Below are 21,335 nucleotides of genomic sequence, written 5' to 3'. Positions count from 1 at the left end.
GGGGCGGGGTACGGGCGGGGATCAGGCGAGCGGGGCCCGGGTCAGGCGCTCCCAGAGGGCGTCGTCCTGCCGGAAGAGGCGGTCCTTGACCTGGGTCGGTCGGATGCCCGTGCCGACCGCCTCGTGCCAGTCGCGGTCGAACGCCCCGGCGTCCAGCAGGCGTACGGCGGGGGCGGCCAGCCGGCCGGCCGTCCGGGCCCGTGCGTAGCCGGCGGACTGCTCCGCCAGGCAGCGGTCCAGGGCGGCGGTGAAGCGGACGGTCTCGGGCGTGTGCCAGGGGGTGCGCGGGGCGATCGCGAACACGTAGCGCGCGGTGCCGGGCCCTGCCGGGCCCGCGGGCTCCGCCGGACCCGCCGGACCCGCCGGTTCGACCCGGCACGACACGTTGCGCAGCGCGAGTCCGCCCGAGTCCAGGGCCGTGTGCAGGGCCCGGACCACCTCCGCGTCCCGCAGCCGCTCACCCGCCGCGTCGGACCGGACGCCCCGGCCCGCGTACTCCAGCCGCGGGACCCCGCCGGCCGTGTCCACGACCCGGACCACGTCACCGACGGCGTACCGGTACAGCCCGCCGACGTGGCTGAAGATCACGTGGTAGTCCCGGCCGGCCTCGAGCTCGTGCGGCAGCAGGGTGGCGCAGTCCGGGGCGAGGTCCTGTTCGGCGGGCACGAACTCGTACACCGAGGCCGACGCGACGAGGCTGCCCGCCGACGCGTGCCGGTCCAGCGCCACGCCGACCGGCCCCTCCGAGGCGGCCACCGGGGCCGGCAGCACCGTGACCCCGGAGCCGAACTCCTCCCGGAGGGCCGGCAGGTAGAGCGAGGCCACGCCGGTCGTCCAGCAGAAGACCGCCCGCAGCCGGGGCCACACGTGCGAGGGCCGCACGGTGCCGAAGTACTCCGCGAGGTGTTCGAGTTCGGCGGCCCGCCCGGGGTCCGGCGCCCGGTGCGGCAGACCGCCGAGGGTGCCGTCCCGGACCTCCTTCACGATCCGCGGCCACCACAGGTTCAGCTGGTACGGGACGGCGGCGACCATCGCCGGGTTGATGCCGATCAGCGCGCGCAGATCGCTCTGCACCGCCAGCCGCAGCCGCAGGTACGCCCGCTCCAGGTGGTCACCGGGCTCGGTCGGCACCGGGAGCGTCGCCCACGGTGCGCCCGTGCCGGGCTCGGCCGAGAGGGGTTCGCCGAACCGGGCCCCGAAGTCCACCTGGCTGGCGCCCACGTGGGGCCGGCCGTCGCCGGTTGTGGGCGGGGCGGCGAGCGGGTCGTGCTTGAGGTTGAGGACGGCGTCGGGCCGGTCCAGGACCTCGGGGAAGTGCTCGATCAGCGGGGCCCAGGCGGCGAAGTAGAACGGCATGAAGGTCGTCCGCATGAAGCGCGGGGTGACCGGCACCTTCTTGTGCGCTCCGGTGCTGCCGCTGCTGGTGAAGTAGACGGCGGGCGCGTCGGCCGACAGGAGGTTGCGCTCCCCGGCGGCCGTCCGCTCGATGAGGTCGGCGTGGTCGGCGTAGTCGCGTACGGGGACGGCCTCCCGGAAGTCGTCCACCGTCAGGACGCGGCCCAGCCCGTGCCGCCTGCCGAACCGGGTGGAGGCGTTGAAGCCCACCAGATCGGTGAGGACGCGCTGCTGCGCGCCGCGCAGGTCGGCGTGGTCGGCCGCCAGCCGCTCGCGCGCGGCGAACACGCGCTCGCGGTAGCGGCCGGTGTGGCCGGGGGTGTGCCAGACGGATGCGGCGTTCACGAGGTGAGCACCTCCCGTACGGCTTCGGCCGCCCGGTCGGCGTCGGGCTGCTGCGCCAGCATCGTGACCGGCAGCTCCCGCACCTCCTCGAGCAGCAGCTTGCGCAGGTTCCGCTGGTAGCTCTCGAACTCCGGCCAGCTGCCGTCCTCCCCGTCGTACTCCAGGGAGTTGAGGCGCGCGCCGTCGCCCCGGCGGCGCCAGGCGGACTCGGGGGAGACGTCGAGGAAGACCACCCCGTCGGGCTGCGGGAAGGAGCGCCACCAGCCGTACATCGCCCCGTTCGTGACCCCTGCCATCCGGCACTTCGCCAGGATCTTGTAGTAGTACGAGTCCACCAGCACCGGCACCCGCGGGTCCGCCTCCCGCACCTGGTCGCGGAGGTGGATCACGGCCGTCTGCAGCACCCCGGCCAGGAAGTCCGCGGAGTAGGCGGTGCCGAGCCCGGGCAGCAGGTGCTCGTGGACGTCCTGCCGCAGCCGCGTGATCAGGGCGTGTTCGGGGGCGACGAACGCGCTGTCCGTCGAGACCAGGTGCCACTCGGGCAGCATCGACACCAGACGCCGCATGGCCGAGGACTTGCCGGCCCCGTCGGGACCGAGCAGTACGTGGAACCGGCGCGCGCTCATCGCGAGGCGACCGTCTCGGGGCGGAGGTCCGCCAGGCGGGCCCTCAGCTCGGGATCGTCGCCCACGGCCACGGGGTGCCCCACGAGTTCGAGCATCGGCAGGTCGGAGACGTGGTCCCCGTACGCGAAGCAGTCGCGCGGGTCGACGGCGGGCCGCGCCGCCAGATGGGCGAGCACCGCGGCGCGCTTGCCCTCGCCGATGACCGGAGTGCCGACCTCGCCGGTGTAGACGCCGTCCCGGATCAGCGGGCGGGTGCACAGGACCGTTTCGGCGCCCAGCTCGCGCGCCAGCGGACCCAGGAGGGGCGGGAACGAGCCCGAGACCAGGACCAGGGGCGCGCCGGCGGCCCGGTGGTCGCGCAGGGCCCGGCGCGTGGAGTCGATGTAGAAGCCGCGGGTGGAGGAGGTCCGTTCGGTGAACCAGTCGTCCGCCAGCCGCACGACCGTGTCCACGGACTCGCCGGCGTAGTGGCTGTAGTAGAAGCGGTTGATCTCGGAGCGGGGTGCGCCGTCGGCGGCCCGCCGGCCGATCACCGCGGTGATCCGCTCGTACTCCTCCTCCCCGGCCGCGCCGTGCCGGCGCACCAGCCGGTAGTGGAGGAAGTCGAACATGCTCTTGACGCTGATCAGCGTCTCGTCGACGTCGCTGAAGACGATGTAGGGCCGGCTCGCCCCGGACAGGAAGGCGCGGACGTACTCGGTCATGTACCCGGGCGTGTGGTCGGTCATGACGTACGGACCTCCGCGCGCGCAGGAGCCGGGGCCTGCGCGGCGGCCGCCGCCGTGGCCAGCGCCACCCCGTCCTGGAGGGACCGCTGCGCCGCCCGCGTCTCCTTGGCGTGGGAGACCTGGGTGTCGAAGGCGGTGAACCGGACCTCCATGCCCGCGGTCTCCGACCCGCCCTGGCTCACGGAGAGTTCGCAGTGGAAGGTCATCCGGGTGCGGTGCGGGGTGCGGTGGGCGATGACGCGGCACCGCACCACCGCGGGGAGCGGGAAGAGGAAGTTGCGGTACCGGGTCGCGAAGGAGTCGATGACGAAGTAGCTGCTGCCGACCGCCTCGTGCGGCAGGTAGAACTGCTCGGCCACCGCTATGAACATCTGCCGGCCGGCCTCGGTGGCCAGCATCCCCTGCATGTGCTGTCCGGTGAGGTGGTCGGACATCACCTCGTTGTCGCCGTCGACCAGCAGGTCCGCCTCGTACCAGTCGTCACCGACCGGACGGGGCGCGGAGATCAGCACGTTCTCGGGACGGTGCTTGTGGGCGATCTCCCGGCCGGCGCGGGTGTGCAGCGCCTGGTCGTCGATGACGACCCGGTCGGTGAGCCCGCGCCGGGCCAGGGTGTCGCGTACGTACTGGACGTCGAACAGGGAGACGCCCTGCCCCACGCTCACGCGGACCCCGCCGGCGCCGCCGGCGCTCTCGGGGAAGGCCCCGTTCCTGATCAGACGGGCCAGCTGGGAGACGGTGAACACGCCCTCGTGGTGGGCGAACTCGGCGAACACGTCGCCCACGAGGAACAGCGTGCCGGGCATGGCATCGGCGACCTGGGGCGACTCGTGGGGCAGGGGCACGGACATGGCTTTCTACCTTTCCTGTTCGGGTGGTGGAGGGGGTCACGTCATTCGGTCAGGCGCCGGCTCAGCACCGGGAACTCCGGGTCGCTGCCCAGGGCCCCGCCCTCGGTCCAGCGGCCCCGCGGCACCTCCTGGACGTAGACCGTGATCTTGTCCAGGGGTGCTCCCGTGACCTTGCGTACGGTCCGGGTCAGCTCCTCCATGAGCTCCCGGCACTGGGCGTCGTCCTGGCCGTCCCAGGTGGTGACGGAGATGATGGGCATGGGTGGGACCTCTCAGCGTGTGGTGCGCAGGTCCTGGAAGGACGGACCGCGCAGTTTGAGGTGGGCGTGAATGTCCCCGCCGAGGCCGAACTCCCCGATGGCGCCGCCGTAGCTGCGCTGGTAGCTCATCCACAGCACGACGACGTTGATGATCCGGTTGGCGCCGGGGAGCTCCGGGTCCGGGAACGGGTCCGGCATCGTGGCGTGGTAGCTGCCGGAGCCGTCCGCGTCGGTGGTGAACACGTTCGGCACCCCGAGCGGGCCCGGCCGGGTGGGGCCGGCCGGATCCAGGTCGCGGGCGCGCAGCGACATCACCGTGTAGACGCTGTTCGGCACGAGGCGGGAGAAGTCGAAGTCGAACGTCCCGGACCGGCCGTCCGGGGTCACGGCGACCTCCAGGGTCCCGCTCGCCTCCATCCACCGGCCGAAGGTCACCGGCTCGACGACCTTCGGCCCGTCCTCCGCCCGCAGGTCCGGGATCGGCACCTCGTGGAAGGCGTGGCTCGGCCGCCGGACCCGGTCGGCGTCGGGCCGCTGCTCCGGCGCGAACACCATGGGGTAGTTGTTGCACGGCAGGGGCAGCGGCAGCGTGTGGAGCACGAGGTCCCGGTCCGCCCCGCCGGGGTCGGTGTCCAGCTCGCGCACCACCGTGTAGGGGGCGAGGCGGCCGAACCCGGGCACCGGACTGGCCGGTGAGACCACGGCCGCGCCCCACTCGGGGGCGGCCCCGCCGCCGGCGGCGGGCCGGTTGATCATGCCCACCACCACGAAGTTGCCTTCGCCGTCCATGACCTCGCTCGGCGGGTACAGCGGCCCCTGGGTCGTGAGGGCCAGCTCGTACTTCTCAGACATCGGCGCGCTTGTAGACGCGGGTGTAGAGACCGCTCTCGCCGCCCACGATGTAGCGGTCGCCGGCCTGGCGGACGATCTCCTGGTACTCCGGCGAGGTGAAGACGGCCTGGTAGTCGGCCGGCTCGACCTCGAAACCGGACACGAACATCACGCCCGGCTGCGAGCTGATCAGCGAGTGGTAGGCGAGGAACGTCTTCACCTCGTCCGCGCGGCGGACGACGTCGAAGATGGTGTTCTCGCGCCACTCGCGGTACGCCGCGTACTCGCGCGGCTTCACCTCGATGTAGCGCAGCTGCACGTACGGGGTCTGCGGCAGCGGGTCGGCGGTGTCCTTGGGGGCCTCGACGAACTCCAGGAGGTGGCGGCGGAAGTCCGTGACGAGGTCGTCCGAGACGGCCTCCCAGAGCTGCTTCCAGCCCGCGTTCAGACCGTCCAGCTCGGAGAGCTCCTTGACCGGCGTGATCTCCAGGACGTTGCCGTCGTCGACGCTGACGTACAGCGCGCGGCCGGCCACCGGCTCCTTTCCGTGCAGGCGGTTCCATTCGGCGAGGACCCGGTCCAGCCGGCCGGGGGCCACGGCGACTTCATTGAGGACGAGCAGGGTGGAAGACATGGCTGTGCCCTTTCGGTTGATGCATGAATGCATGAATGCGTGAAATGCGTGAAATGCGTGAATGCGTTGAATGGAGTGCTGCGTGAACGGGGAAAAGCCGGGGGAAACGGGTGGGGGGAATCGCCGGAGGGCGGTGTCAGGCGACGGTGACGCCCTTGGCCGCTATCACCGCGGCCGCCTCCGCGACGGTCTGCTCGGGGACGAGTTCACCCATCTCGATCTCGACGCCGAACGTCTTCTGCAGCCGCAGTGCCAGTTCCTCCAGCAGCAGCGAATCGATCTCCATCGCCTCGAACGTGGTGTCCGGCGTGACATCCGCCGTCTGCACGTCCAGTTCGCCCAGGACCGTGATCACCCGGCTGACGATCGAAACATCCATGAGAATCCTCCGTGAATCACTGGGAACGCCGACTTTCGCGTTGCGGGATCGGAGCTGGTGAATTCAGCGGATCGAATTTCCTCCGCGTCCCACGGATTCATCATGGGATCCGGGAACGGGCGGAGGAAGTGTCTCCTGATCATGGTGGTGCGAACACCACCGGCGCGGGAATCAGGCGGCCTCGGCTCGGCAGCCGGCCAACTCGCGCGGCCGCGCGGCCGATTCCGCGCCGGGCCGGGCGACGTACAGGGTCAGCAGCGACTCGGGGCTCTCCGGCACGCTCATCACCACGCGGTCGAAGACCCGCACCCCGGCCTGCGGCAGCGCGATCGTGCGCCGGCTCTGGTTCGGGCCGACCACCTCGTGACTGTCCCACAGCGTGGCGAAGCGCGGGCTGCGCTCGCTCAGCCGCTCGGCGATCCGGCCGAATTCCCGGTCCTCCGGAAAACGGGCCGACTGCGCCCGGAACTGGGCGACCAGACCGCGCCCCACCTCGTCCGCCTCCGGGTACTTCTCGCGCGTGGACGGATCGGTGAAGAACTTCAGCACGCAGTTGTCGCCGCGCGCTTCGATGCGGAACAGCGAGCGGGCCGATCGGCTGGCCAGTTCGATGCGTCCGTACCGGTCGGTGATGTACGCGGGATTGCGCGACCACCCCTCGACGAGCGCGTTCATCCGCGCGTACTCGCTGTCCCACCGGCGGCCCGCCGTCGGCTGCGGCGGATTGTGTCCGGCCAGCCGGTAGAAATAAGTGCGCTCCACGTCCCCGAGCCGCAGCGCATTGCTGACCGCGTTCACGATGCCCTCGGAGACGTTGATGTCCCGCCCCTGTTCGAGCCAGGTGTACCAGGACACCCCGACCCCGGCCAGAGCCGCGACCTCCTCGCGCCGCAGCCCCGGAGTACGTCTGCGCTCCACGTACACCAGACCGACTTCCTCCGGCGTGATCTGCTCCCTGCGTGCCCGCAGGAAATGCCGCAGCCGCGTCCGCCGTAAGAGTCCTGATACCGGAGGGGATGCAGTCGTCTGCATTCCTCGACCTCTTTCTGTCCGATTTCTCTGTCCGACCGAAGAAAATCCCGGTGCGCCGCGCCCGGCCCGCAGGTCCCACCGGTGGTGGTGGCGCCACCCCGTTCGACAGACACTCCCTCCCGCCGCGGCGGCCCGCCACACTGGCGGCATGTTCCACACAGCGGCGAACATCCCGGCTGCCACGGCGGCGGGTACGGCGAAGAGCATCCCGGCGAAGAACGAGTCGGCCAGGCTGCGCCTGTTCTGCTTCCATCACGCGGGCGGCAGCGCCTGGTCCTTCTCGGGCTGGGGGCAGTGGCTCGGCCGCGGGGTGGAGGTGGTGCCGGTGTCCATGCCCCCCAGGTCGGTGCCCGCGGCCGGCGTCCCCGGTGCCGTCAGCACGATGGACGACCTCGTACGCGAGGTGACAAGGCAGCTGACCCCCTTCCTCGACGAGCCCTACGCCTTCTACGGACACAGCATGGGAGCGCTGGTCTCCTACGGCGTGGCCCAGCGGCACATCGCCGCGGGACGGCGCCCGCCCGCCTGCTTCGTGGCCGGGGCCCACCGGGCGCCGCACGTCCAGGCTGCGCCCGACCTGACCGTAGGGCTATCGGATCGAGCCTCCCTCGAGCTGCTGTTGGGCTTGGGTGGAGCCGGACGGCTGCTGCGGGAGAACCCCGCACGCATGAAGACCGTCGTGGAACGGCTCCGCGAGGACCTGCGGGTATGCGGTACCTACCGGCACGCGGAGGCCGGCCACCGGCCGCTGCCCTGCCCGGTCCACGTACTGCTGGGCAGCAGCGACCCGCTGGTGCCCGCGGCGGACGCGCGGGCGTGGCGCGCGCACACGAGCGCGCGCTTCTCCTTCCGCACCCTCCCGGGAGGCCACTTCTTCAACCGGGAGCACAAGGACCTGTTCTTCGCCGAGTTGGGCCACATCCTCGAGACGGCGGCCGAAAACCGAACGGTGTGATTCCCGCCGCTGACACCGCGTGGTGGTGTGACCTACCTTCGGGCGGTATGGACGCCATGCCGTTAGGGACCGACCGTACCGACCGCACCGACCACGACGGGCGCAACGACCGTACGAAGAAGAAGCGCACCGAGCTGGCGCACTTCCTGCGGAGCCGCCGGGCGGCACTCTCCCCCGAGGACGTCGGACTGGCGACGGCCGCCCGGCGCGCCCGGGTCGGGCTCCGCCGCGAGGAGGTCGCGGTCCTGGCCGGGGTGAGCGCGTCGTGGTACGCGTGGCTGGAACAGGGCCGCCCCATCAAGGTGTCGGACGGGATACTCGACGCGATCAGCCGGGCCCTGCGCTTCAGCGAGCACGAACGCGTGCACCTGTACCGGCTCGCGGACGCCAACCCGCCGCTTCCACTCTCGGCACCCGACCTCCCCGATTCCGGCCTCTTCCAGCGGATGGTCGACACCCAGCTGCTCGGACCCGCCTGCGTCATCGACCTCCACTGGGAGGTCCTCGCGGTCAACGAACCCGCCGCCGAGGTGCTGCGGCTGGGCCGCGACGGCAACGACAACTTCCTGACCAGCCTGTTCACGGGATCCCACGGCGGGCGGTACCTGAACCGGCCCCAGCTGGCCCGCCGGATGACGGCCCGCTTCCGCCTGCAGTCCTCGTACGGGGCCGACGATCCGCGGTACGAGGAGATCGCGGAGGAACTGGCGCGCAGCGACCCGCGGTTCGCCGAGCTGTGGGAGCGCCACGAGGTCGAGGAGTTCACCCCGACGACCGTGGAGGTGGACCACCCCCACGAGGGGCGGGTCTCCTTCGTGCTCTTCACCATGGACCTCGACGAGGCCGCCCGCACCCGCCTCCTGGTCTACCTCCCGCCGGGCGCCGCCGGTCCGGTGTCGGCCTGGTCCTAGGGGGTGTCTTGTCGATCAGGCCGGATCAGGGAGCGGCGGTGGGCGCCGTGGATCGCAAGGCGGACGAGGGAGTCGACGCGGAGCGTCGGCGACCGAGGACAACGCGGCGAGGCGCGGCGCCCACCACCGCGAGCCCGGCGTGATCGGCAAGACACCCCCTAGGCGGCGAGGGTGGTGGTCCCACCACCACCGGCGGCACGGTCTGGATGGGTTCCGGCCCCCGCCGCAGAATCGTCGGGTGGCCCGCCCCCGAGCGGAGAGCGGCCCGTTCCACCGTGCCCGGCAGCGGCGTCCCGCACCGGCGACTATGGAGGCCTCCCTTGACTCATGCGACCGATGCGCCCGACGCCACCGATGGCGTTGATGCCACCGATGCGCCGGGCCGCGGCCGGACGGCGGTCCTCGCCGGGCTCGGCACGTTCGTCCCGCCCCGCGTCGTGACCAACGAGGAACTGTCCCGGACCATGGACACCTCGGACGAATGGATACGCACCCGTACGGGCATCACCCAGCGGCACTGGGCGGATCCGGGGACCTCCACCGGCGACCTCGCCGTGGCGGCGGGCGAGCGGGCGCTGAAGTCGGCCGGCTCCGCAGACGTCGACCTGGTGGTGCTCGCCACGACCACTCCGGACCACCCGTGCCCGGCGACGGCTCCCGAAGTCGCCACCCGGCTGGGCCTGGAGGGGGTGCCCGCCTACGACGTGGCCGCGGTGTGCAGCGGCTTCGTCTACGGACTCGCGTCCGCCGCGGGCGCCATCGCCGCCGGCATCGCGGAGCGCGTCCTGGTCATCGGCGCGGAGACGTACTCGACGATCCTCAACCCGGAGGACCGCACCACGTCGGTCATCTTCGGCGACGGCGCCGGAGCCGTGGTGCTGCGGGCCGGTGACCCCACCGAGCCGGGTGCGCTGCTCGGGTACGACCTGGGCAGCGACGGCTCGCTCAAGGACCTGATCGTCGTCCCGGGCGGCGGCTCGCGGCAGCGCTCGGCCGCCGCCGCGGCCGACGCGCCCGCACCGGACCCCGCCGACGCGTACTTCGCCATGCAGGGCAAGGCGGTCTTCCGGCACGCCGTGACCCGTATGGCGGCCTCCTCCCGGGCCATGCTCGACCGCGCCGGATGGGCGGCGGACTCCGTGGACTGGTTCGTGGGGCACCAGGCGAACGTTCGGATCCTGCACGCCGTCGCCGACCAGCTCGGCATGGAGCGGGAGCGGACGGTCGTCAACCTCGACCGCGTCGGCAACACCTCGGCCGCCTCCATCCCGCTGGCCCTGTCCGACGCCGTCGCCGGCGGCCTGGTCACACCGGGCGACCGGGTGCTGATGAGCGCCTTCGGCGGTGGCGTGACCTGGGGTTCGACCGCCCTGGTCTGGCCCGACATCACCGCGTACTGAACCACCGCACCCCTGAGTCGGCCGCCGGTCACCGTGACCGGCGGCCGACGTCGTACGCACCGAAACCGAAGCGAGGAGTTCCCATGAACATCGGCATCCTGGGCGCGGGCAACATCGGGCGCCCGCTCGGCCGGCACTGGGCGGCCGCCGGCCACCGCGTGACGTTCGGCTCCCGGGACCCGGACCGGCTCGCGTCCCGCATGGAGTCGCCGGGCTGGCCGGCGCGGGCCGCGACGTACGCCGAAGCGGTCGAGGCGAGCGACGTCGTCCTGCTCTCCGTCCCGCATCCGGCCGTCGACGGCCTGCTGGCACAACTGGCGGGCCCGCTGGCCGGAAAGACCGTGATCGACGCGACCAGCCCGATCGGCGTCTCGCAGGACGGGCTGTTCATCTCGGTGCTCGGACCGGGCGTCACCCGGGGGAGCAGGAGCGCCGAGCTGCTGCCCGACAGCCCCGTCGCCCGCGCCTTCTGCCACTTCCCGGACGAGCTCCTGTGGTCGCGCGGCACGAAGCAGCGGCACTTCTGGGGCATGGGCACCGCGTCCGACGACCCCGGCGCCCGGCAGCTCACCGAGACCCTGGTGCACGACGCCGGTTTCGTACCGGTCCACCTCGGCGGGCTCGGGGAGTCGGCCGCCCTGGATCCCGGCGGCGCGCTCTTCGGCCACGTCTCCACGGCCGCGGGCCTGCGCGCCGCGGCCGGCCTCTGACGCACACGAGGACCGCCCGCCCCCTCCGGCCGGAGCCGGAGGGGGCGGGCGGTCCCGTTCCCTCGGTGCGTACGGTCACCCGGCGGGGGCGGAGCCGACCCGCTCGCCCGCGCCCCGGGCCGCGGGGGTCAGGGGCGCGGCGGCGGCCGCCGGCGCGGGCGCGGTGGCCGCGAGCTTCTTCCGCGGGTTCGACCAGCGCCGTGTGACCGGCCGCTCGACCAGGGTGAACAGGGCCCACGAGGCCAGGATCGCGACGCCCATGGCCAGCGCCATCAGCCCGACGGCCGCCGCGTTCGAGTACGAGTGGCTGCCGAGCAGCTTCCACACCGCGACCATCACCGTGTAGTGCACGAGGTAGAAGGCGAACGAGATGTCGCCGAGCCAGACCATCACGCGGTTGCGGAAGAGCGTGAACCGGCCCTCGTCGTCCGCGATGGCACCGGCCGCGATGAGCAGGGCGGCGGGCACGACGCAGACCGCGCGGGTCGCGTAGATGGGCGGCGTGAAGTACCCGAGGGCGAAGGCGGCGACGAGCAGGGCGCCCGACCACAGCATGCCGATGTCGCGCCAGCGACCCGCCATCACGGAACGGGCCACGAGGATGCCGAGGGCGAAGTCCAGGACCCGGGGCAGCGGCAGGATGTAGGAGAAGAAGTACTGGTTGATCGAGGTGTCGGGCTCTGTCGGCATCATCGCCCCGGCCGGGACCAGCAGCGTGGAGAGCAGCGGCGTCGCGACGATGCCGGCGACGACGGCCACGACCCAGAGGTTCAGCCGGCGGGCCGGGATCTTCTTGATCCAGTGGAACAGGAGGGGGAAGAGGAGGTAGAAGACCGCCTCGACGCCCAGGGACCAACCGGCCGGGTTCACGCCGAAGTTGATCGCGAAGTCCGGGTACCAGACCTGGACCATGAACAGGTTGAGCAGGCCGATCGTCATGTCCGTGATGGGCGCCGCGAAGACCAGCATGGCCAGCGCCCAGACGATGACGTAGTTCGGGACGATCTTGAGGAAGCGCCGCCGCCAGAAGCGCGGAGCGGTGTCGGTGTCCCGGGCCGACCAGGTCAGGACGAAGCCGCTGAGCACGAAGAAGAACGTGACGCCGAGGGCGCCGGCGTGGGCCACGGCGTCGTAGTACGTGGTGACGGCCGAGGCGCTGCTCAGCCAGGGGACGCCCAGGAAGCCCAGAAGCGCCGCGTGGTAGAGGAACACCACGAAAGCGGCGGGAAAGCGTAACCCGGTCAGCGTGTCGAGGCGGGTCACCCGTGTACGCATTCTGTCCGTCGACACGTTGTATCTCCTTCAGAAGAGCGATGAGGGATGCGGGGAAAGACGCCAGAAAAGCTACCCGAGCCGCGCCCCGATTGCCGGGGCGTACTTATCCGGTTGGTGCCACCACCAGGAGCCGGAGGCACTTCCTCCGCAGATGCGGGCCCGGGAAAATTCATCGACGGAACTTTCTGCCTTTTTGAAATCCGGGCGCCACGCGGCGTCATTTCCCGCCTCGCGCACATTCCTCTACACGGGAGCAGCCATGTCCACCAGCCTGACCAGTCAGAGCAGCACGACGCCCCCGGTGGCGGAGCATCCGGCACCGCCGGCCGCCGCTCCACCGGGCTCGGCCTGGCGGTCCTGGCTCGCCGTCGTCGGACTGGCCCTCGGCGTCTTCTCGTTCGTCACCACGGAGACCCTGCCGATCGGCCTGCTCCCGTCCATCGCCGAGGGCACGAACGTCTCGCTCGGCTCGGCGGGCTTCCTCGTCACGGGCTTCGCCGTGCTCGCCGCGGCGACCGCGGCGCCCCTGACCGCGCTCACCGGGCGCATGGACCGGAAGTGGCTGCTCGTCGCCCTGATGGTCCTCTACGTCGTCGGCAACTTCATGGCGGCCGCCGTCTCCGGCTACGCGCTGCTCCTGACCGCCCGCCTCATCGTGGCGCTGGCGCACGGGGTGTTCTGGTCCATCGCCGTGTCGATCGCCGTACGCCTGGTCCCCGAGCGGCACGCCGTCCGCGCGACCTCGGTGGTCCTCGGCGGCATCTCCCTCGCCTCCGTCGCGGGCACCCCGCTCGGCACCGCCGTCGGCCAGTCCGCCGGCTGGCACGCGGCCTTCGTGTGCGCCGGCTTCCTCGGCTTCCTCGTCCTGGGGGCGAGCCTGCTGTTCGTGCCCGCCCTCCCCGCCAAGGGCAGCGGCAGCCTCGCCGCGCTGGTGCACGTACTGCGCCACCGCGCGCTGCGCGTCGCCGTCGGAGTCACCGCGCTGATCATGAGCGGCCACTTCCTCGCCTTCACGTACGTGGCACCCTTCCTCCAGGAGGTGACCGGCGTCCGGGCCTCCCTCATCGGCGCGCTGCTCCTGGTCTTCGGCGCGGCCGGACTGGCGGGCAACTTCGCGGCCGGCGCCGTCGTGGGCCGGGCCCTGCGGACGAGCATCATCGCCTGCACCGGCCTGCTGGCCGTCGTCATGACGGTGATGTACGCCGGCGGGGCCGGCGCCCCGCTCGCCATCACGATGCTGGTGTGCTGGGGCGTGCTCTACGCGGCGCTCCCGGTCGCCCTGCAGACCTGGGTCATGCGGCTCGTCCCCGAGGAGAGCGAGGCCGCCTCCTCGCTGTACGTCGCCGCCTTCAACGGGGCCATCGGCGTGGGCTCGTTCATCGGCGGTCTGATCATCGACTCCAACGGCCCGCGCCTGGCGATGGCCGTGGCCGGCGCCTTCGCGCTCGCGGCGATGCTGGTGACCGCCGTTTTCGGCCGGACCGGGGGAGAGGCCCCGAACCCCGTCCGCGCCTGATCGCCGGACGTCCACACATCCCGACATCCTGAACGGGCCCGGGTGAGGGGCCCTCGGGGGCGACATGAGGAATTCACGGTGGCCGTATGGCGCACGGCCTGTCGTGAGGCTCGGGCGCGCGGCCATACTCGTGAAACCCTCCGCCCGGAAGAGAGGTGCGAACATGCGGTATACGACCGGGGGTGTCCAGACCTTCCATCTCTGGTCACTGGCCGAGGACGTGATCGTCGATCAGGGGGCCGGCGCCGACGTACTCCTCCTCACCAGCCGCTGGGGCCAGGACCGGCTCGACCGGCCCAGCCCGGCGGTGCGCGAGGTGCTGCGGAGGATGGAGCTCGGGCCGGTCCTGCTGGCCAACGCCCTGAGCGGCCCCGAGGACCAGTGCCCCTTCACGCTCCCGGCGCTCAGCAAGCTGTCGCACCTCGTGGTGCGCACCCTCGGAGTCGACGACCTGAAGGGGCCGCTGCTGTCCGTGGTCCCGCTGTCCTCCGCGGCGTCGTTCGTCCTGATCCGGCCGGCCGGTGAGCGCCGCGTATGCCTGCCCCGGCACGTCGCGTTCACCGTGCCGGAGTCGGGCACCGGATGCGTCCTGGAGTCCGACCGCTCACCGCACCGCGTCGTCCTGCACCGGCAGGAGGCGGCTTGGGTGGCGATGACCCTCGCGTGGCCGACCACGCTGACCGCGGTCTCGGCCGCCCTGCCGCTGCCACCGCAGGTGACCGAGGACATCGTCGGCTATCTGGCGGCCGCCGGGCTGGTCACTTCCGTGGACGAGCCCGCGTAGCGGGGCGGCGGATCGAACGGCCGCGCGGGCTCGGGGATTGCGCGGCTCCGCGGCTCCGCGGCTCCGCGGCTCCGCGGCTCTGCCGCTCCGCGGCTTTGCGGCTCAAGGGACGCTTGGGTTCCGGGCGAGTCCTCATCCAGGCGGTTTCAAGCCACTTGACCGATAGTGCGTGGCATGCAGCGGGAAAATCCCGTAACCGACTCGACGGAGTGGCCCTCATGCTGGACACGGATACCTTCCGCAAGGTCTTCGGTTCGTTCCCGACCCCTGTCGCGATCGTCACCGCACGCGGCGAGGACGGCGAACCGGCCGGCTTCACCTGCAACGCGTTCTCCGCCGTGTCGGCGGCCCCGCCCCTGCTCCTGCTGTGCGTGGGCAAGGGGTCCAGGACCCTGCCCTCGATCCTCTCCTCCGGGGTGTTCGCGATGAACTTCGTGGCCCACCGCGGCCGGGACACGGCCCTGACCTTCGCCGGGAAGGCGCGGCGCAAGTTCGACGGGGTGGCCTGGCGCGGCGGGCTGGCGGGGGTTCCCGTACTCACCGAGGACGCGGTCGCCTACGCCGGCTGCACGCTCGTGGAGACCGTGGAGGCGGGCGACCACCTCCTGCTCATCGGCCGGATCGACGAGAGCGAGACGTTCCAGGGCGCGGCCGCCCTCTACCAGCAGGGCGAGTTCGGCAGGTGGGAGCCGGACCGCCGGCTGGCGGCGCAGCACTGAAGCGCCGCAACGGCGAAGCTCCTGTCGGACACTGTGTCCGACAGGAGCTTCGCCGTTCGTGCGGCGGCCCGGCCGCAACGCCTCGTGGGGGGGCGGCGCAGGCTATGCGGAGAGCGCATGCAAGGTGGAGGAAGGGACCTGCAGACCGGTGTCGTTGGCCAGGATGGCCTGGTGCAGCCGCTGCAGCCGCGGCGACGGCTCGACCCCCAGCTCGTCGATGAGCGCGTGGCGCAGTGCCTGGAAGGCGTCGAGCGCACGCCAGGGGTGCCCGGCCCGGTACAGGGCGGTCATCAGCTGGGCGGACAGGGTCTCGTGCAGGGGCTGCCGGCTCACGAGCATGCGCAGCTCGCCGAGGATCTCCGCGTGCCGGCCGAGGCTGAGGTCGGCTTCGAGGCGCATCTCCAGCGCCCAGTCGCGTTCCTCCTGCATGCCGATGACCTCGGTGGCGAGGACCTCCCCGACCGGTACGTCGGTGAGGGCCGGACCGCGCCACAGGTCCAGGGCGCGGCCGAGCTGCTCGGAGGCCGTCGCGGGGTCGTTCCCGGCCATCGTGCGGCCGCCGGCGCGGACCAGCTGCTGGAACGTCAGCAGGTCGAGGGAGAATTCCTCGGGAGCGAGCCGGTAGCCCCCGTAACAGGTCGCCAATACGTCCTTGGCGCTCCGGCCGGATTGCTGCTGCACGCCGGCCTGCGTGAGTTTCCGGCGTAATTGGAGGATGTAGGTCTGGAGCGTGGTGGCCGCACTGCGGGGAATGTCATCACCCCACAATTCGGCCATCAGCGTTTCCACTTGTACGACACGTCCCGCGCGGATGGCGAGCAGCGCCAGGATCTGGCGGGGCTTTCCGGCGGTCGGTGCGATGGACATGCCGTGCATACGGGCTTCGAGCGGTCCGAGAACTCCGAATTCCATGGACTCAGCATCGCAGCAGCCTCGAGCGGGCGACCAGTGACGGCTGCACGACCGGACATGAAGTTCTCATACGCCTCCGCCCGCCTGCACGTATGCAGGCGGGCGGAGGGGCGGGCGGGACGCGGGGGCGCGGGGGCGCGGGCGCGCAGGGGCGCGGGCTCAGCCGTTGACGAAGGTGAGCCCGGTGGCGTCGTAGCGGGTGCCGGCGATCTCCCCGGGCGGGGCCGCGGCCTCGATCGCCGCGAGGTCCCCGGGGGACAGCTCGACGGCCAGGGCCGCGAGGTTCTCCTCCAGGTAGCGCCGGCGCCGGGTGCCGGGGATCGGCACCACGTCCCCGCCCCGGTGCTGCACCCAGGCGAGCGCGAGCTGGCCCGCGGTGACCCCCTTGGCCGCGGCGAGCTCGTCCAGCTTCGCGACGATCGCCAGGTTCCGCTCGCGGTTGCCGTCGGCGAAGCGCGGGTGCCCGCGCCGCACGTCGGTCTCCGCGAGCTTGTCCACCGAGCCGTACCGGCCGGTCAGGAACCCGCGCCCGAGCGGCGCGTACGGGACCAGCCCGACGCCGAGCTCGCGGCACACCGGGACGATCTCCGCCTCCAGGTCACGGGACCACAGCGACCACTCGCTCTGGAGCGCGGCGATCGGGTGCACCGCGTGCGCCCGCCGGATGGTCTGCGCGCCCGCCTCGGACAGGCCGAGGTGGCGCACCTTCCCGGCCCGCACCAGCTCGGCCATGGCGCCGACGGTCTCCTCGATCGGGACCGACGGATCGACCCGGTGCTGGTAGAAGAGGTCGATGTGGTCCACCCCGAGGCGGCGCAGCGAGGCCTCGCAGGCCTGCCGTACGTACGCGGCGTCGCCCCGTACGAGGGTGGGCTCGCCCAGCCGGTTCGCGAAGCCGAACTTCGTGGCCAGCACGACCCGGTCGCGGCGCCCGGCGACGGCCCGGCCGATCAGCTCCTCGTTGTGCCCGCTGCCGTAGAAGTCGGCGGTGTCCAGCAGGGTCACCCCGAGGTCGAGGGCCCGGTGCAGGGTCGTGACCGACTCCGCGTCGTCGGTGGCGCCGTAGCCGTGGCTCATGCCCATGCAGCCCAGGCCCTGCGCGGAGACCGCCAGTTCGCCGAGGTGACGGGTGGGGACGTTGGTCATGCTGCCTCCAGGGCGAACGGGCGGGACGCGAAGAGCACCGCGGCCGGATCGAAGTTCAGGGCGATGTGGGTGGCGATGGAGTTCACGTCCCGCCAGGCCCGCTGCAGCGGGTTCTCCACGGTGTGCCCGGAGGTTCCGGCGGTGGCGAACATTCGGTTGACGGCGGCGACGAGGAGCTCGGTGGACAGGGCGTAGTCGCGCACGTTGCGCGCGGTCTCCGCCTCGGTGATCCGCGCGCCCCGGTCGGCGACGCGTGCGGCCCGCTCCAGCAGCAGCGCCGCGGCGTCGATCTCACCGGAGCTGCGGGTCAGGACGGCCTCGTACGTACTCAGGGCGGGCCCGGGACCCCCCACCCGCCCGGCGCCCCGCGCCAGCCGCCGCGCGGTGTCGCCGGTCCACAGCCGCAGCGCGCCGCGCGCGGCCCCGAGGGCCGCGGGCGCGCACGACAGCCCGTTGACGGCCTGGATCGGCACGGTGCGGCCGTCGGACAGCCGCTGCCGGTCCACGCTGCGCGACTCGGGCACGAACACGTCGTCGACGACGACCGTATTGCTCCCGGTGCCCCGCATGCCGGATCCGGTCCAGGTGTCCTTGACGGCGTAGGCCCCCCGGGGCAGGGCGAACAACCGCGGGCCCGCCCGGTCGGCAAGGAGCGCACAGACGACGACCCAGTCGGAATAGTCGACACCGCTGATGTAGGCCCAGCTCCCGGACACCCGCCACCCACCGGGCGCCGGCACGGCCTTCCCGGCGGGCGAGAGCGACCCGACGACGAAGGCATCGGCCCCCGCGCCCCAGACGTCGGCCTGCCCCTCCACGGGCAGACAGGCGGCCACCCGGGCCAGACTGGAAGCGACGGAGGCGCACCAGGCGGCAGCGGCACACCCCTCGGCGACGACGGCCACGGCATCGGCGAACTCACCGAAGGTCCCCTCGACCCCGCCGAACCGGACGGGCACGAAATGCCGGGCGAACCCGCTCCCCAGCACCCCCGCCACCACATCGGGAGCAAGCCGCCGCTGCTCCTCCGCATCGGCGGCCCGCCGCCCCGCCAACTCCCTCAACTCCCCGGCCCGCTCGACAAGCCCGGTCCCCGTAACCATCCCGCCTCCTTGAACGCCGCGAACAAGCGCCCGGACCTTCCCACACCCCCCTCAACACCGACTCGCACCGCCCTCGAGCCCCTGTCGAGCTCACGGCACCCACCAAACGGGCCACTCAAAGGCCCTCAGCGGTACCGCATCTCGGCTGTCGGTGCCGCATGGCACTGTGCCGCCATGACGACAACGACGGAGCTCACCCTCTTCGCCGACTACTTTCAGATACACGTGTCCGATGCGGATGCGGACGGCGATCTGAGCGATGCGTGGACGGAGCAGGCCGTTGCCGACTGCCTCGCGGTTCGCGTGCGTGTGTCACGGAGCAACTTGGCACGGGCAGCCCGGGCCGACATCCACTCTGACGAGAGCCCCGAAACGACGGAGAAGATCCGCATCCAGGCGTGGCCGGCCCCGAAATCTCCGACGAAGGTCATGAAGCGGTGGCCTTGACCCGAAGACGGGCTCGACGTGCAGAGCAACCACCGCGCCCCGGCCGGACCCCGCGGCTGTCCGGTGCCCTCACCGCTCCCGGGCCGACCCGCGGCGACCGGCCGAGATCCTGCCCACGAACGCTGCACAGGACGGCAGTTGCCCCCGCATACGCGAAGACCCCGTCTCAGCGAAGGCGCTGATGGCGGGGTCTTTGGGCACTTCCTGCGAAGTGCCCCCGGCAGGATTCGAACCTGCGCACACGGCTCCGGAGGGCGCGTGCGTCTCACGTGTATTGCCAGGTCAGAGGGCTAGCTCGGATGTGATCACGAGGGCCCGTCCACGCATAGGCCGCACGACTGTGTTGGATGTGTTTCGTGGGGCGCTTACGTTCGAGTGCAGGTGTGGCTACGAGCAGCCCCAAGGGTCAGAGGGATCTACTTCTGGTTCAAGATACTGTCCATCTTCTTGAAGCCGGCGAGCACCTGTAGAACCGTGTTGAATTCCGCCTTGGGATCAATCTGTACCTGCATTTTTGCGGACGCGGAAGTGTGCGCCACCTTCCCCCTTTCGGTGGCCCAACCTTCCGTCGCGAGAAGCCATGCAGAGTCTATTTCTTGTTTAAGCACGCCCAGTGGCAGGAGTAGGATGAGGAGATTCCTCTCCTTGATTCCGTGATTCTTTTCGCGCACGTAAGTGCTGTAGTGCTTTTTGGCGATTTCAATTTTCGACGCAAGAGTCGGGTACTTCTTTGATGAGTCCGATAGGTCGGATAGTTCATCGGGAATACTTCCGAGCAGCTTCGGAACCGTCCCGCCTGTCGGGCTACTCGGTTTCGCTATTGCCTCGTGGTGGGCCATCAAGGAGAGCAAGCACGGTCGAATTGCTCCCGTAGACTTCCATTCAAGATGTGCCTGGTGGAGAATGTCGAGACAGCGGTCCTCGATGTACGCCTCGAACTCTGCGTGGGCCAAAACGCGAAACGCGCGAGTCCGCTCGTACACGCGATCTGAGTAGAGACCGACCGGGTCAAAGTTTCGAGGAAGGAGATTCCTTCTAAGCTCATAGATGCGACGTGAGAGCGAACTGAAGCGTGGTGAAGGCATGACCACCCCTCACAGTGAGAGACGGTTGTCTTCGAGTCGGGGGATCGGAAAATCTAGATTCACCTCGGCCTGCAAGGCTTCCCCCCAGATCGCGAGTCGCCTTTGTGTGGCGAGCGGCGTTTTTGTGGTTGTCTGAATTGACTCGACGAACCGCGCGTTTTCCTCGCAGAGGCGCTTAAAAGCAGTCTCTACTCGCCCTTCAGATTGGACCGCCGCCTCTGCGACCGCTGGGTTGGTAAAGTAATAAGTCATGATGTCGAAGACGGCTCGATTGAACCTGCCTTCGTAGTCGCCATTTGACCAGCGATAGAAAGAGTTCTCCCCGAAGACTTGAAATGTCTTCTCAATAGCGAAATCGCACTGCTCGCCAATCGATCGAATCTCGTTTTCCTCGGATTCCCACCTGTTGTTGAGGTCATTTACTGTCCCGTCAAGGAAAGCCTTGAGGTTTCCTGTGTAATCCGTCAGGTGGTATCGGAATGCGAAATAGCGAAGGAGGATCTCCACATCTCGCATGCGGAAATCTGGCTTGTCGCTCCGCAGGGCAGTCTTGAGCCAAGTGCTGGCAGTGGCAGCATCGTCCAGATAGTTCGTAAACTCTCCGGGGTGCAGCGCCTGCCGCAACTCTTGCGGCGAGAGTTTGACGCTTCCCGTGTTGAGGCGCAGGAAGACGAGATTTAGAAATTCTTCGTTGGGCCATCGGCGCACTACGACCGTGCGAACAGTCTCGTTAAGGAAGGCGTTCAGGTCATCGACAAAATCGCTGTCATCCTCCATTTTTGCTAGCGTCAGGAGGCGCAAATCTTTGCGCACTTCAAGGCCGGAAAGCTTGAGTCCTTGATAGTTCTCCTCGCTATCCGAAACTGCAAATGAGGAACCGGCGGCGAACTGTCGCAGGGCTAGGAGGCGCTGCTTTCCGTCTAGAACGATGAACTTTCCTCGTTTCTTCTTGTCCTCGGCCAGTACAATTTGAGGAATCGGAAGTCCGAGGATGAGAGACTCGATGAACTTGCTCTTTCGGGGCTTATCCCACGCATCCCGTCGTTGGAAGCGAGGGTTCAGCATGATGTTGCCGCGGCGCAGTTGGCTGAGGATGGTTTCGGTCGTCCAGTCAGTGTCAGTAACAACTGCCCTGGTTACGTCATCGGAGGAGACGTCGCGGACTTCATTCTCTTCGCCGTCCTGGTCATCGAAGTCATCTGTCTTGCTGACCCTTGTCATGGCAACTCCCTGATCTTTAGCTGGAGCTCAAGTTTCGGTCGTGTAGGTCTAGCATCCACTAGCCGGCGCC

The 21,335-nt window shown here is 70.4% G+C and carries 23 protein-coding genes; 8 read left to right on the top strand and 15 right to left on the bottom strand.

From position 1 onward, the window contains the following. Window positions 1-21 precede the first annotated feature (21 nt). The 9 genes from ACFY1T_RS00335 to ACFY1T_RS00295 all read right to left on the bottom strand — a co-directional run bounded on the left by ACFY1T_RS00335 (window position 22) and on the right by ACFY1T_RS00295 (window position 7,081). Entirely contained in the window at window positions 22-1,740 is a 1,719-nt protein-coding gene (locus ACFY1T_RS00335; RefSeq protein ID WP_390786358.1) for a GH3 auxin-responsive promoter family protein, read from the bottom strand. Continuing rightward, window positions 1,737-2,366 (bottom strand): hypothetical protein, encoded by a 630-nt coding sequence (locus tag ACFY1T_RS00330; protein WP_390786357.1) that lies wholly within the window; start codon window positions 2,364-2,366, stop codon window positions 1,737-1,739. Before ACFY1T_RS00330 ends, ACFY1T_RS00335 begins: the two co-directional genes overlap by 4 nt. Then, complete coding sequence (locus ACFY1T_RS00325; RefSeq protein ID WP_390786356.1) at window positions 2,363-3,094, bottom strand: HAD family hydrolase; 732 nt, start codon at window positions 3,092-3,094, stop codon at window positions 2,363-2,365. Before ACFY1T_RS00325 ends, ACFY1T_RS00330 begins: the two co-directional genes overlap by 4 nt. Further along, window positions 3,091-3,945: an AfsA-related hotdog domain-containing protein gene (locus ACFY1T_RS00320; RefSeq protein WP_390786355.1), complete on the bottom strand. Its 855-nt coding sequence runs from the start codon at window positions 3,943-3,945 to the stop codon at window positions 3,091-3,093. Before ACFY1T_RS00320 ends, ACFY1T_RS00325 begins: the two co-directional genes overlap by 4 nt. A 41-nt stretch (window positions 3,946-3,986) precedes the next feature. Then, window positions 3,987-4,205 (bottom strand): 4-oxalocrotonate tautomerase family protein, encoded by a 219-nt coding sequence (locus ACFY1T_RS00315; protein WP_390786354.1) that lies wholly within the window; start codon window positions 4,203-4,205, stop codon window positions 3,987-3,989. 12 nt (window positions 4,206-4,217) lie between these two features. Beyond that, window positions 4,218-5,057: a hypothetical protein gene (locus ACFY1T_RS00310; RefSeq protein WP_390786353.1), complete on the bottom strand. Its 840-nt coding sequence runs from the start codon at window positions 5,055-5,057 to the stop codon at window positions 4,218-4,220. Continuing rightward, on the bottom strand, window positions 5,050-5,670 hold the full coding sequence (locus ACFY1T_RS00305; RefSeq protein ID WP_390786352.1) for a hypothetical protein: 621 nt from the start codon (window positions 5,668-5,670) through the stop codon (window positions 5,050-5,052). The genes ACFY1T_RS00310 and ACFY1T_RS00305 overlap by 8 nt, the downstream gene beginning before the upstream one ends. 136 nt (window positions 5,671-5,806) lie before the next feature. Next, window positions 5,807-6,049: an acyl carrier protein gene (locus ACFY1T_RS00300; RefSeq protein WP_030857096.1), complete on the bottom strand. Its 243-nt coding sequence runs from the start codon at window positions 6,047-6,049 to the stop codon at window positions 5,807-5,809. Window positions 6,050-6,220: 171 nt separating this feature from the next. Beyond that, entirely contained in the window at window positions 6,221-7,081 is an 861-nt protein-coding gene (locus tag ACFY1T_RS00295; protein ID WP_390786351.1) for a helix-turn-helix transcriptional regulator, read from the bottom strand. A gap of 148 nt (window positions 7,082-7,229) precedes the next feature. On the opposite strand from ACFY1T_RS00295, the gene ACFY1T_RS00290 reads away from it, so the two are divergent. The 4 genes from ACFY1T_RS00290 (at window position 7,230) to ACFY1T_RS00275 (ending at window position 11,057) form a co-directional block, all read left to right on the top strand. After that, complete coding sequence (locus ACFY1T_RS00290; protein WP_390786350.1) at window positions 7,230-8,036, top strand: thioesterase II family protein; 807 nt, start codon at window positions 7,230-7,232, stop codon at window positions 8,034-8,036. Window positions 8,037-8,092: 56 nt separating this feature from the next. Then, window positions 8,093-8,947, top strand: coding sequence for a helix-turn-helix transcriptional regulator (locus tag ACFY1T_RS00285; RefSeq protein ID WP_390786349.1), 855 nt, complete (start codon window positions 8,093-8,095; stop codon window positions 8,945-8,947). A 320-nt stretch (window positions 8,948-9,267) separates the two neighbouring features. Next, window positions 9,268-10,347: a beta-ketoacyl-ACP synthase III gene (locus ACFY1T_RS00280; protein WP_390786348.1), complete on the top strand. Its 1,080-nt coding sequence runs from the start codon at window positions 9,268-9,270 to the stop codon at window positions 10,345-10,347. An 83-nt stretch (window positions 10,348-10,430) separates the two neighbouring features. Further along, window positions 10,431-11,057, top strand: a complete 627-nt coding sequence (locus tag ACFY1T_RS00275; protein ID WP_390786347.1) for an NADPH-dependent F420 reductase — start codon at window positions 10,431-10,433, stop codon at window positions 11,055-11,057. 75 nt (window positions 11,058-11,132) lie between these two features. Here ACFY1T_RS00275 and ACFY1T_RS00270 read toward each other — a convergent pair whose 3' ends face one another. Further along, window positions 11,133-12,347, bottom strand: a complete 1,215-nt coding sequence (locus ACFY1T_RS00270) for an acyltransferase family protein (protein WP_390786346.1) — start codon at window positions 12,345-12,347, stop codon at window positions 11,133-11,135. Window positions 12,348-12,591: 244 nt separating this feature from the next. Here ACFY1T_RS00270 and ACFY1T_RS00265 point away from each other — a divergent pair, with 244 nt between their 5' ends. The 3 genes from ACFY1T_RS00265 (at window position 12,592) to ACFY1T_RS00255 (ending at window position 15,351) form a co-directional block, all read left to right on the top strand. Further along, window positions 12,592-13,848 carry an MFS transporter gene (locus ACFY1T_RS00265; RefSeq protein ID WP_390786345.1) on the top strand — a complete coding sequence of 419 codons (1,257 nt, stop codon included), beginning with the start codon at window positions 12,592-12,594 and terminating at the stop codon, window positions 13,846-13,848. 163 nt (window positions 13,849-14,011) lie between these two features. Further along, window positions 14,012-14,632, top strand: coding sequence for a hypothetical protein (locus ACFY1T_RS00260; protein WP_030857106.1), 621 nt, complete (start codon window positions 14,012-14,014; stop codon window positions 14,630-14,632). Between the two features lie 218 nt (window positions 14,633-14,850). Then, window positions 14,851-15,351 (top strand): flavin reductase family protein, encoded by a 501-nt coding sequence (locus tag ACFY1T_RS00255; protein WP_390786344.1) that lies wholly within the window; start codon window positions 14,851-14,853, stop codon window positions 15,349-15,351. Window positions 15,352-15,453: 102 nt separating this feature from the next. Here ACFY1T_RS00255 and ACFY1T_RS00250 read toward each other — a convergent pair whose 3' ends face one another. From ACFY1T_RS00250 to ACFY1T_RS00240, 3 genes are all read right to left on the bottom strand, one after another. Further along, a complete protein-coding gene (locus tag ACFY1T_RS00250) occupies window positions 15,454-16,263 on the bottom strand; it encodes a BTAD domain-containing putative transcriptional regulator (RefSeq protein WP_390786343.1) in 810 nt (269 codons plus the stop codon). A 159-nt stretch (window positions 16,264-16,422) separates the two neighbouring features. Continuing rightward, the gene (locus tag ACFY1T_RS00245; protein WP_390786342.1) at window positions 16,423-17,409 is read right to left on the bottom strand and encodes an aldo/keto reductase; all 987 of its coding nucleotides are present in this window, start codon (window positions 17,407-17,409) and stop codon (window positions 16,423-16,425) included. Then, on the bottom strand, window positions 17,406-18,512 hold the full coding sequence (locus ACFY1T_RS00240; protein WP_390786341.1) for a hydrolase: 1,107 nt from the start codon (window positions 18,510-18,512) through the stop codon (window positions 17,406-17,408). Before ACFY1T_RS00240 ends, ACFY1T_RS00245 begins: the two co-directional genes overlap by 4 nt. Before the next feature lie 174 nt (window positions 18,513-18,686). Here ACFY1T_RS00240 and ACFY1T_RS00235 point away from each other — a divergent pair, with 174 nt between their 5' ends. Further along, on the top strand, window positions 18,687-18,959 hold the full coding sequence (locus tag ACFY1T_RS00235) for a hypothetical protein (RefSeq protein WP_390786340.1): 273 nt from the start codon (window positions 18,687-18,689) through the stop codon (window positions 18,957-18,959). A gap of 416 nt (window positions 18,960-19,375) precedes the next feature. Here the strand turns inward: ACFY1T_RS00235 and ACFY1T_RS00230 are convergent, their stop codons facing one another. Together ACFY1T_RS00230 and ACFY1T_RS00225 are read right to left on the bottom strand one after the other, a co-directional pair. Then, entirely contained in the window at window positions 19,376-19,942 is a 567-nt protein-coding gene (locus tag ACFY1T_RS00230) for a hypothetical protein (RefSeq protein ID WP_390786339.1), read from the bottom strand. A 111-nt stretch (window positions 19,943-20,053) separates the two neighbouring features. Then, window positions 20,054-21,265: a DUF262 domain-containing protein gene (locus ACFY1T_RS00225; protein WP_390786338.1), complete on the bottom strand. Its 1,212-nt coding sequence runs from the start codon at window positions 21,263-21,265 to the stop codon at window positions 20,054-20,056. Window positions 21,266-21,335: the final 70 nt, after the last annotated feature.

Origin of the sequence: Streptomyces sp. NPDC001194 (genome assembly GCF_042896985.1) — a bacterium.
Lineage (GTDB): Bacteria > Actinomycetota > Actinomycetes > Streptomycetales > Streptomycetaceae > Streptomyces.
This window is presented reverse-complemented; position numbering and strand designations above follow the sequence as displayed.

Coding starts and splice junctions, on each gene's coding strand:
- ACFY1T_RS00330 (WP_390786357.1), bottom strand. CDS start 2,366: ATGAGCGCGCGCCGGTTCCACGTACTGCTCGGTCCCGACGGGGCCGGC.
- ACFY1T_RS00325 (WP_390786356.1), bottom strand. CDS start 3,094: ATGACCGACCACACGCCCGGGTACATGACCGAGTACGTCCGCGCCTTC.
- ACFY1T_RS00320 (WP_390786355.1), bottom strand. CDS start 3,945: ATGTCCGTGCCCCTGCCCCACGAGTCGCCCCAGGTCGCCGATGCCATG.
- ACFY1T_RS00315 (WP_390786354.1), bottom strand. CDS start 4,205: ATGCCCATCATCTCCGTCACCACCTGGGACGGCCAGGACGACGCCCAG.
- ACFY1T_RS00310 (WP_390786353.1), bottom strand. CDS start 5,057: ATGTCTGAGAAGTACGAGCTGGCCCTCACGACCCAGGGGCCGCTGTAC.
- ACFY1T_RS00305 (WP_390786352.1), bottom strand. CDS start 5,670: ATGTCTTCCACCCTGCTCGTCCTCAATGAAGTCGCCGTGGCCCCCGGC.
- ACFY1T_RS00300 (WP_030857096.1), bottom strand. CDS start 6,049: ATGGATGTTTCGATCGTCAGCCGGGTGATCACGGTCCTGGGCGAACTG.
- ACFY1T_RS00295 (WP_390786351.1), bottom strand. CDS start 7,081: ATGCAGACGACTGCATCCCCTCCGGTATCAGGACTCTTACGGCGGACG.
- ACFY1T_RS00290 (WP_390786350.1), top strand. CDS start 7,230: ATGTTCCACACAGCGGCGAACATCCCGGCTGCCACGGCGGCGGGTACG.
- ACFY1T_RS00285 (WP_390786349.1), top strand. CDS start 8,093: ATGCCGTTAGGGACCGACCGTACCGACCGCACCGACCACGACGGGCGC.
- ACFY1T_RS00275 (WP_390786347.1), top strand. CDS start 10,431: ATGAACATCGGCATCCTGGGCGCGGGCAACATCGGGCGCCCGCTCGGC.
- ACFY1T_RS00265 (WP_390786345.1), top strand. CDS start 12,592: ATGTCCACCAGCCTGACCAGTCAGAGCAGCACGACGCCCCCGGTGGCG.
- ACFY1T_RS00260 (WP_030857106.1), top strand. CDS start 14,012: ATGCGGTATACGACCGGGGGTGTCCAGACCTTCCATCTCTGGTCACTG.
- ACFY1T_RS00255 (WP_390786344.1), top strand. CDS start 14,851: ATGCTGGACACGGATACCTTCCGCAAGGTCTTCGGTTCGTTCCCGACC.
- ACFY1T_RS00250 (WP_390786343.1), bottom strand. CDS start 16,263: ATGGAATTCGGAGTTCTCGGACCGCTCGAAGCCCGTATGCACGGCATG.
- ACFY1T_RS00245 (WP_390786342.1), bottom strand. CDS start 17,409: ATGACCAACGTCCCCACCCGTCACCTCGGCGAACTGGCGGTCTCCGCG.
- ACFY1T_RS00240 (WP_390786341.1), bottom strand. CDS start 18,512: ATGGTTACGGGGACCGGGCTTGTCGAGCGGGCCGGGGAGTTGAGGGAG.
- ACFY1T_RS00235 (WP_390786340.1), top strand. CDS start 18,687: ATGACGACAACGACGGAGCTCACCCTCTTCGCCGACTACTTTCAGATA.
- ACFY1T_RS00225 (WP_390786338.1), bottom strand. CDS start 21,265: ATGACAAGGGTCAGCAAGACAGATGACTTCGATGACCAGGACGGCGAA.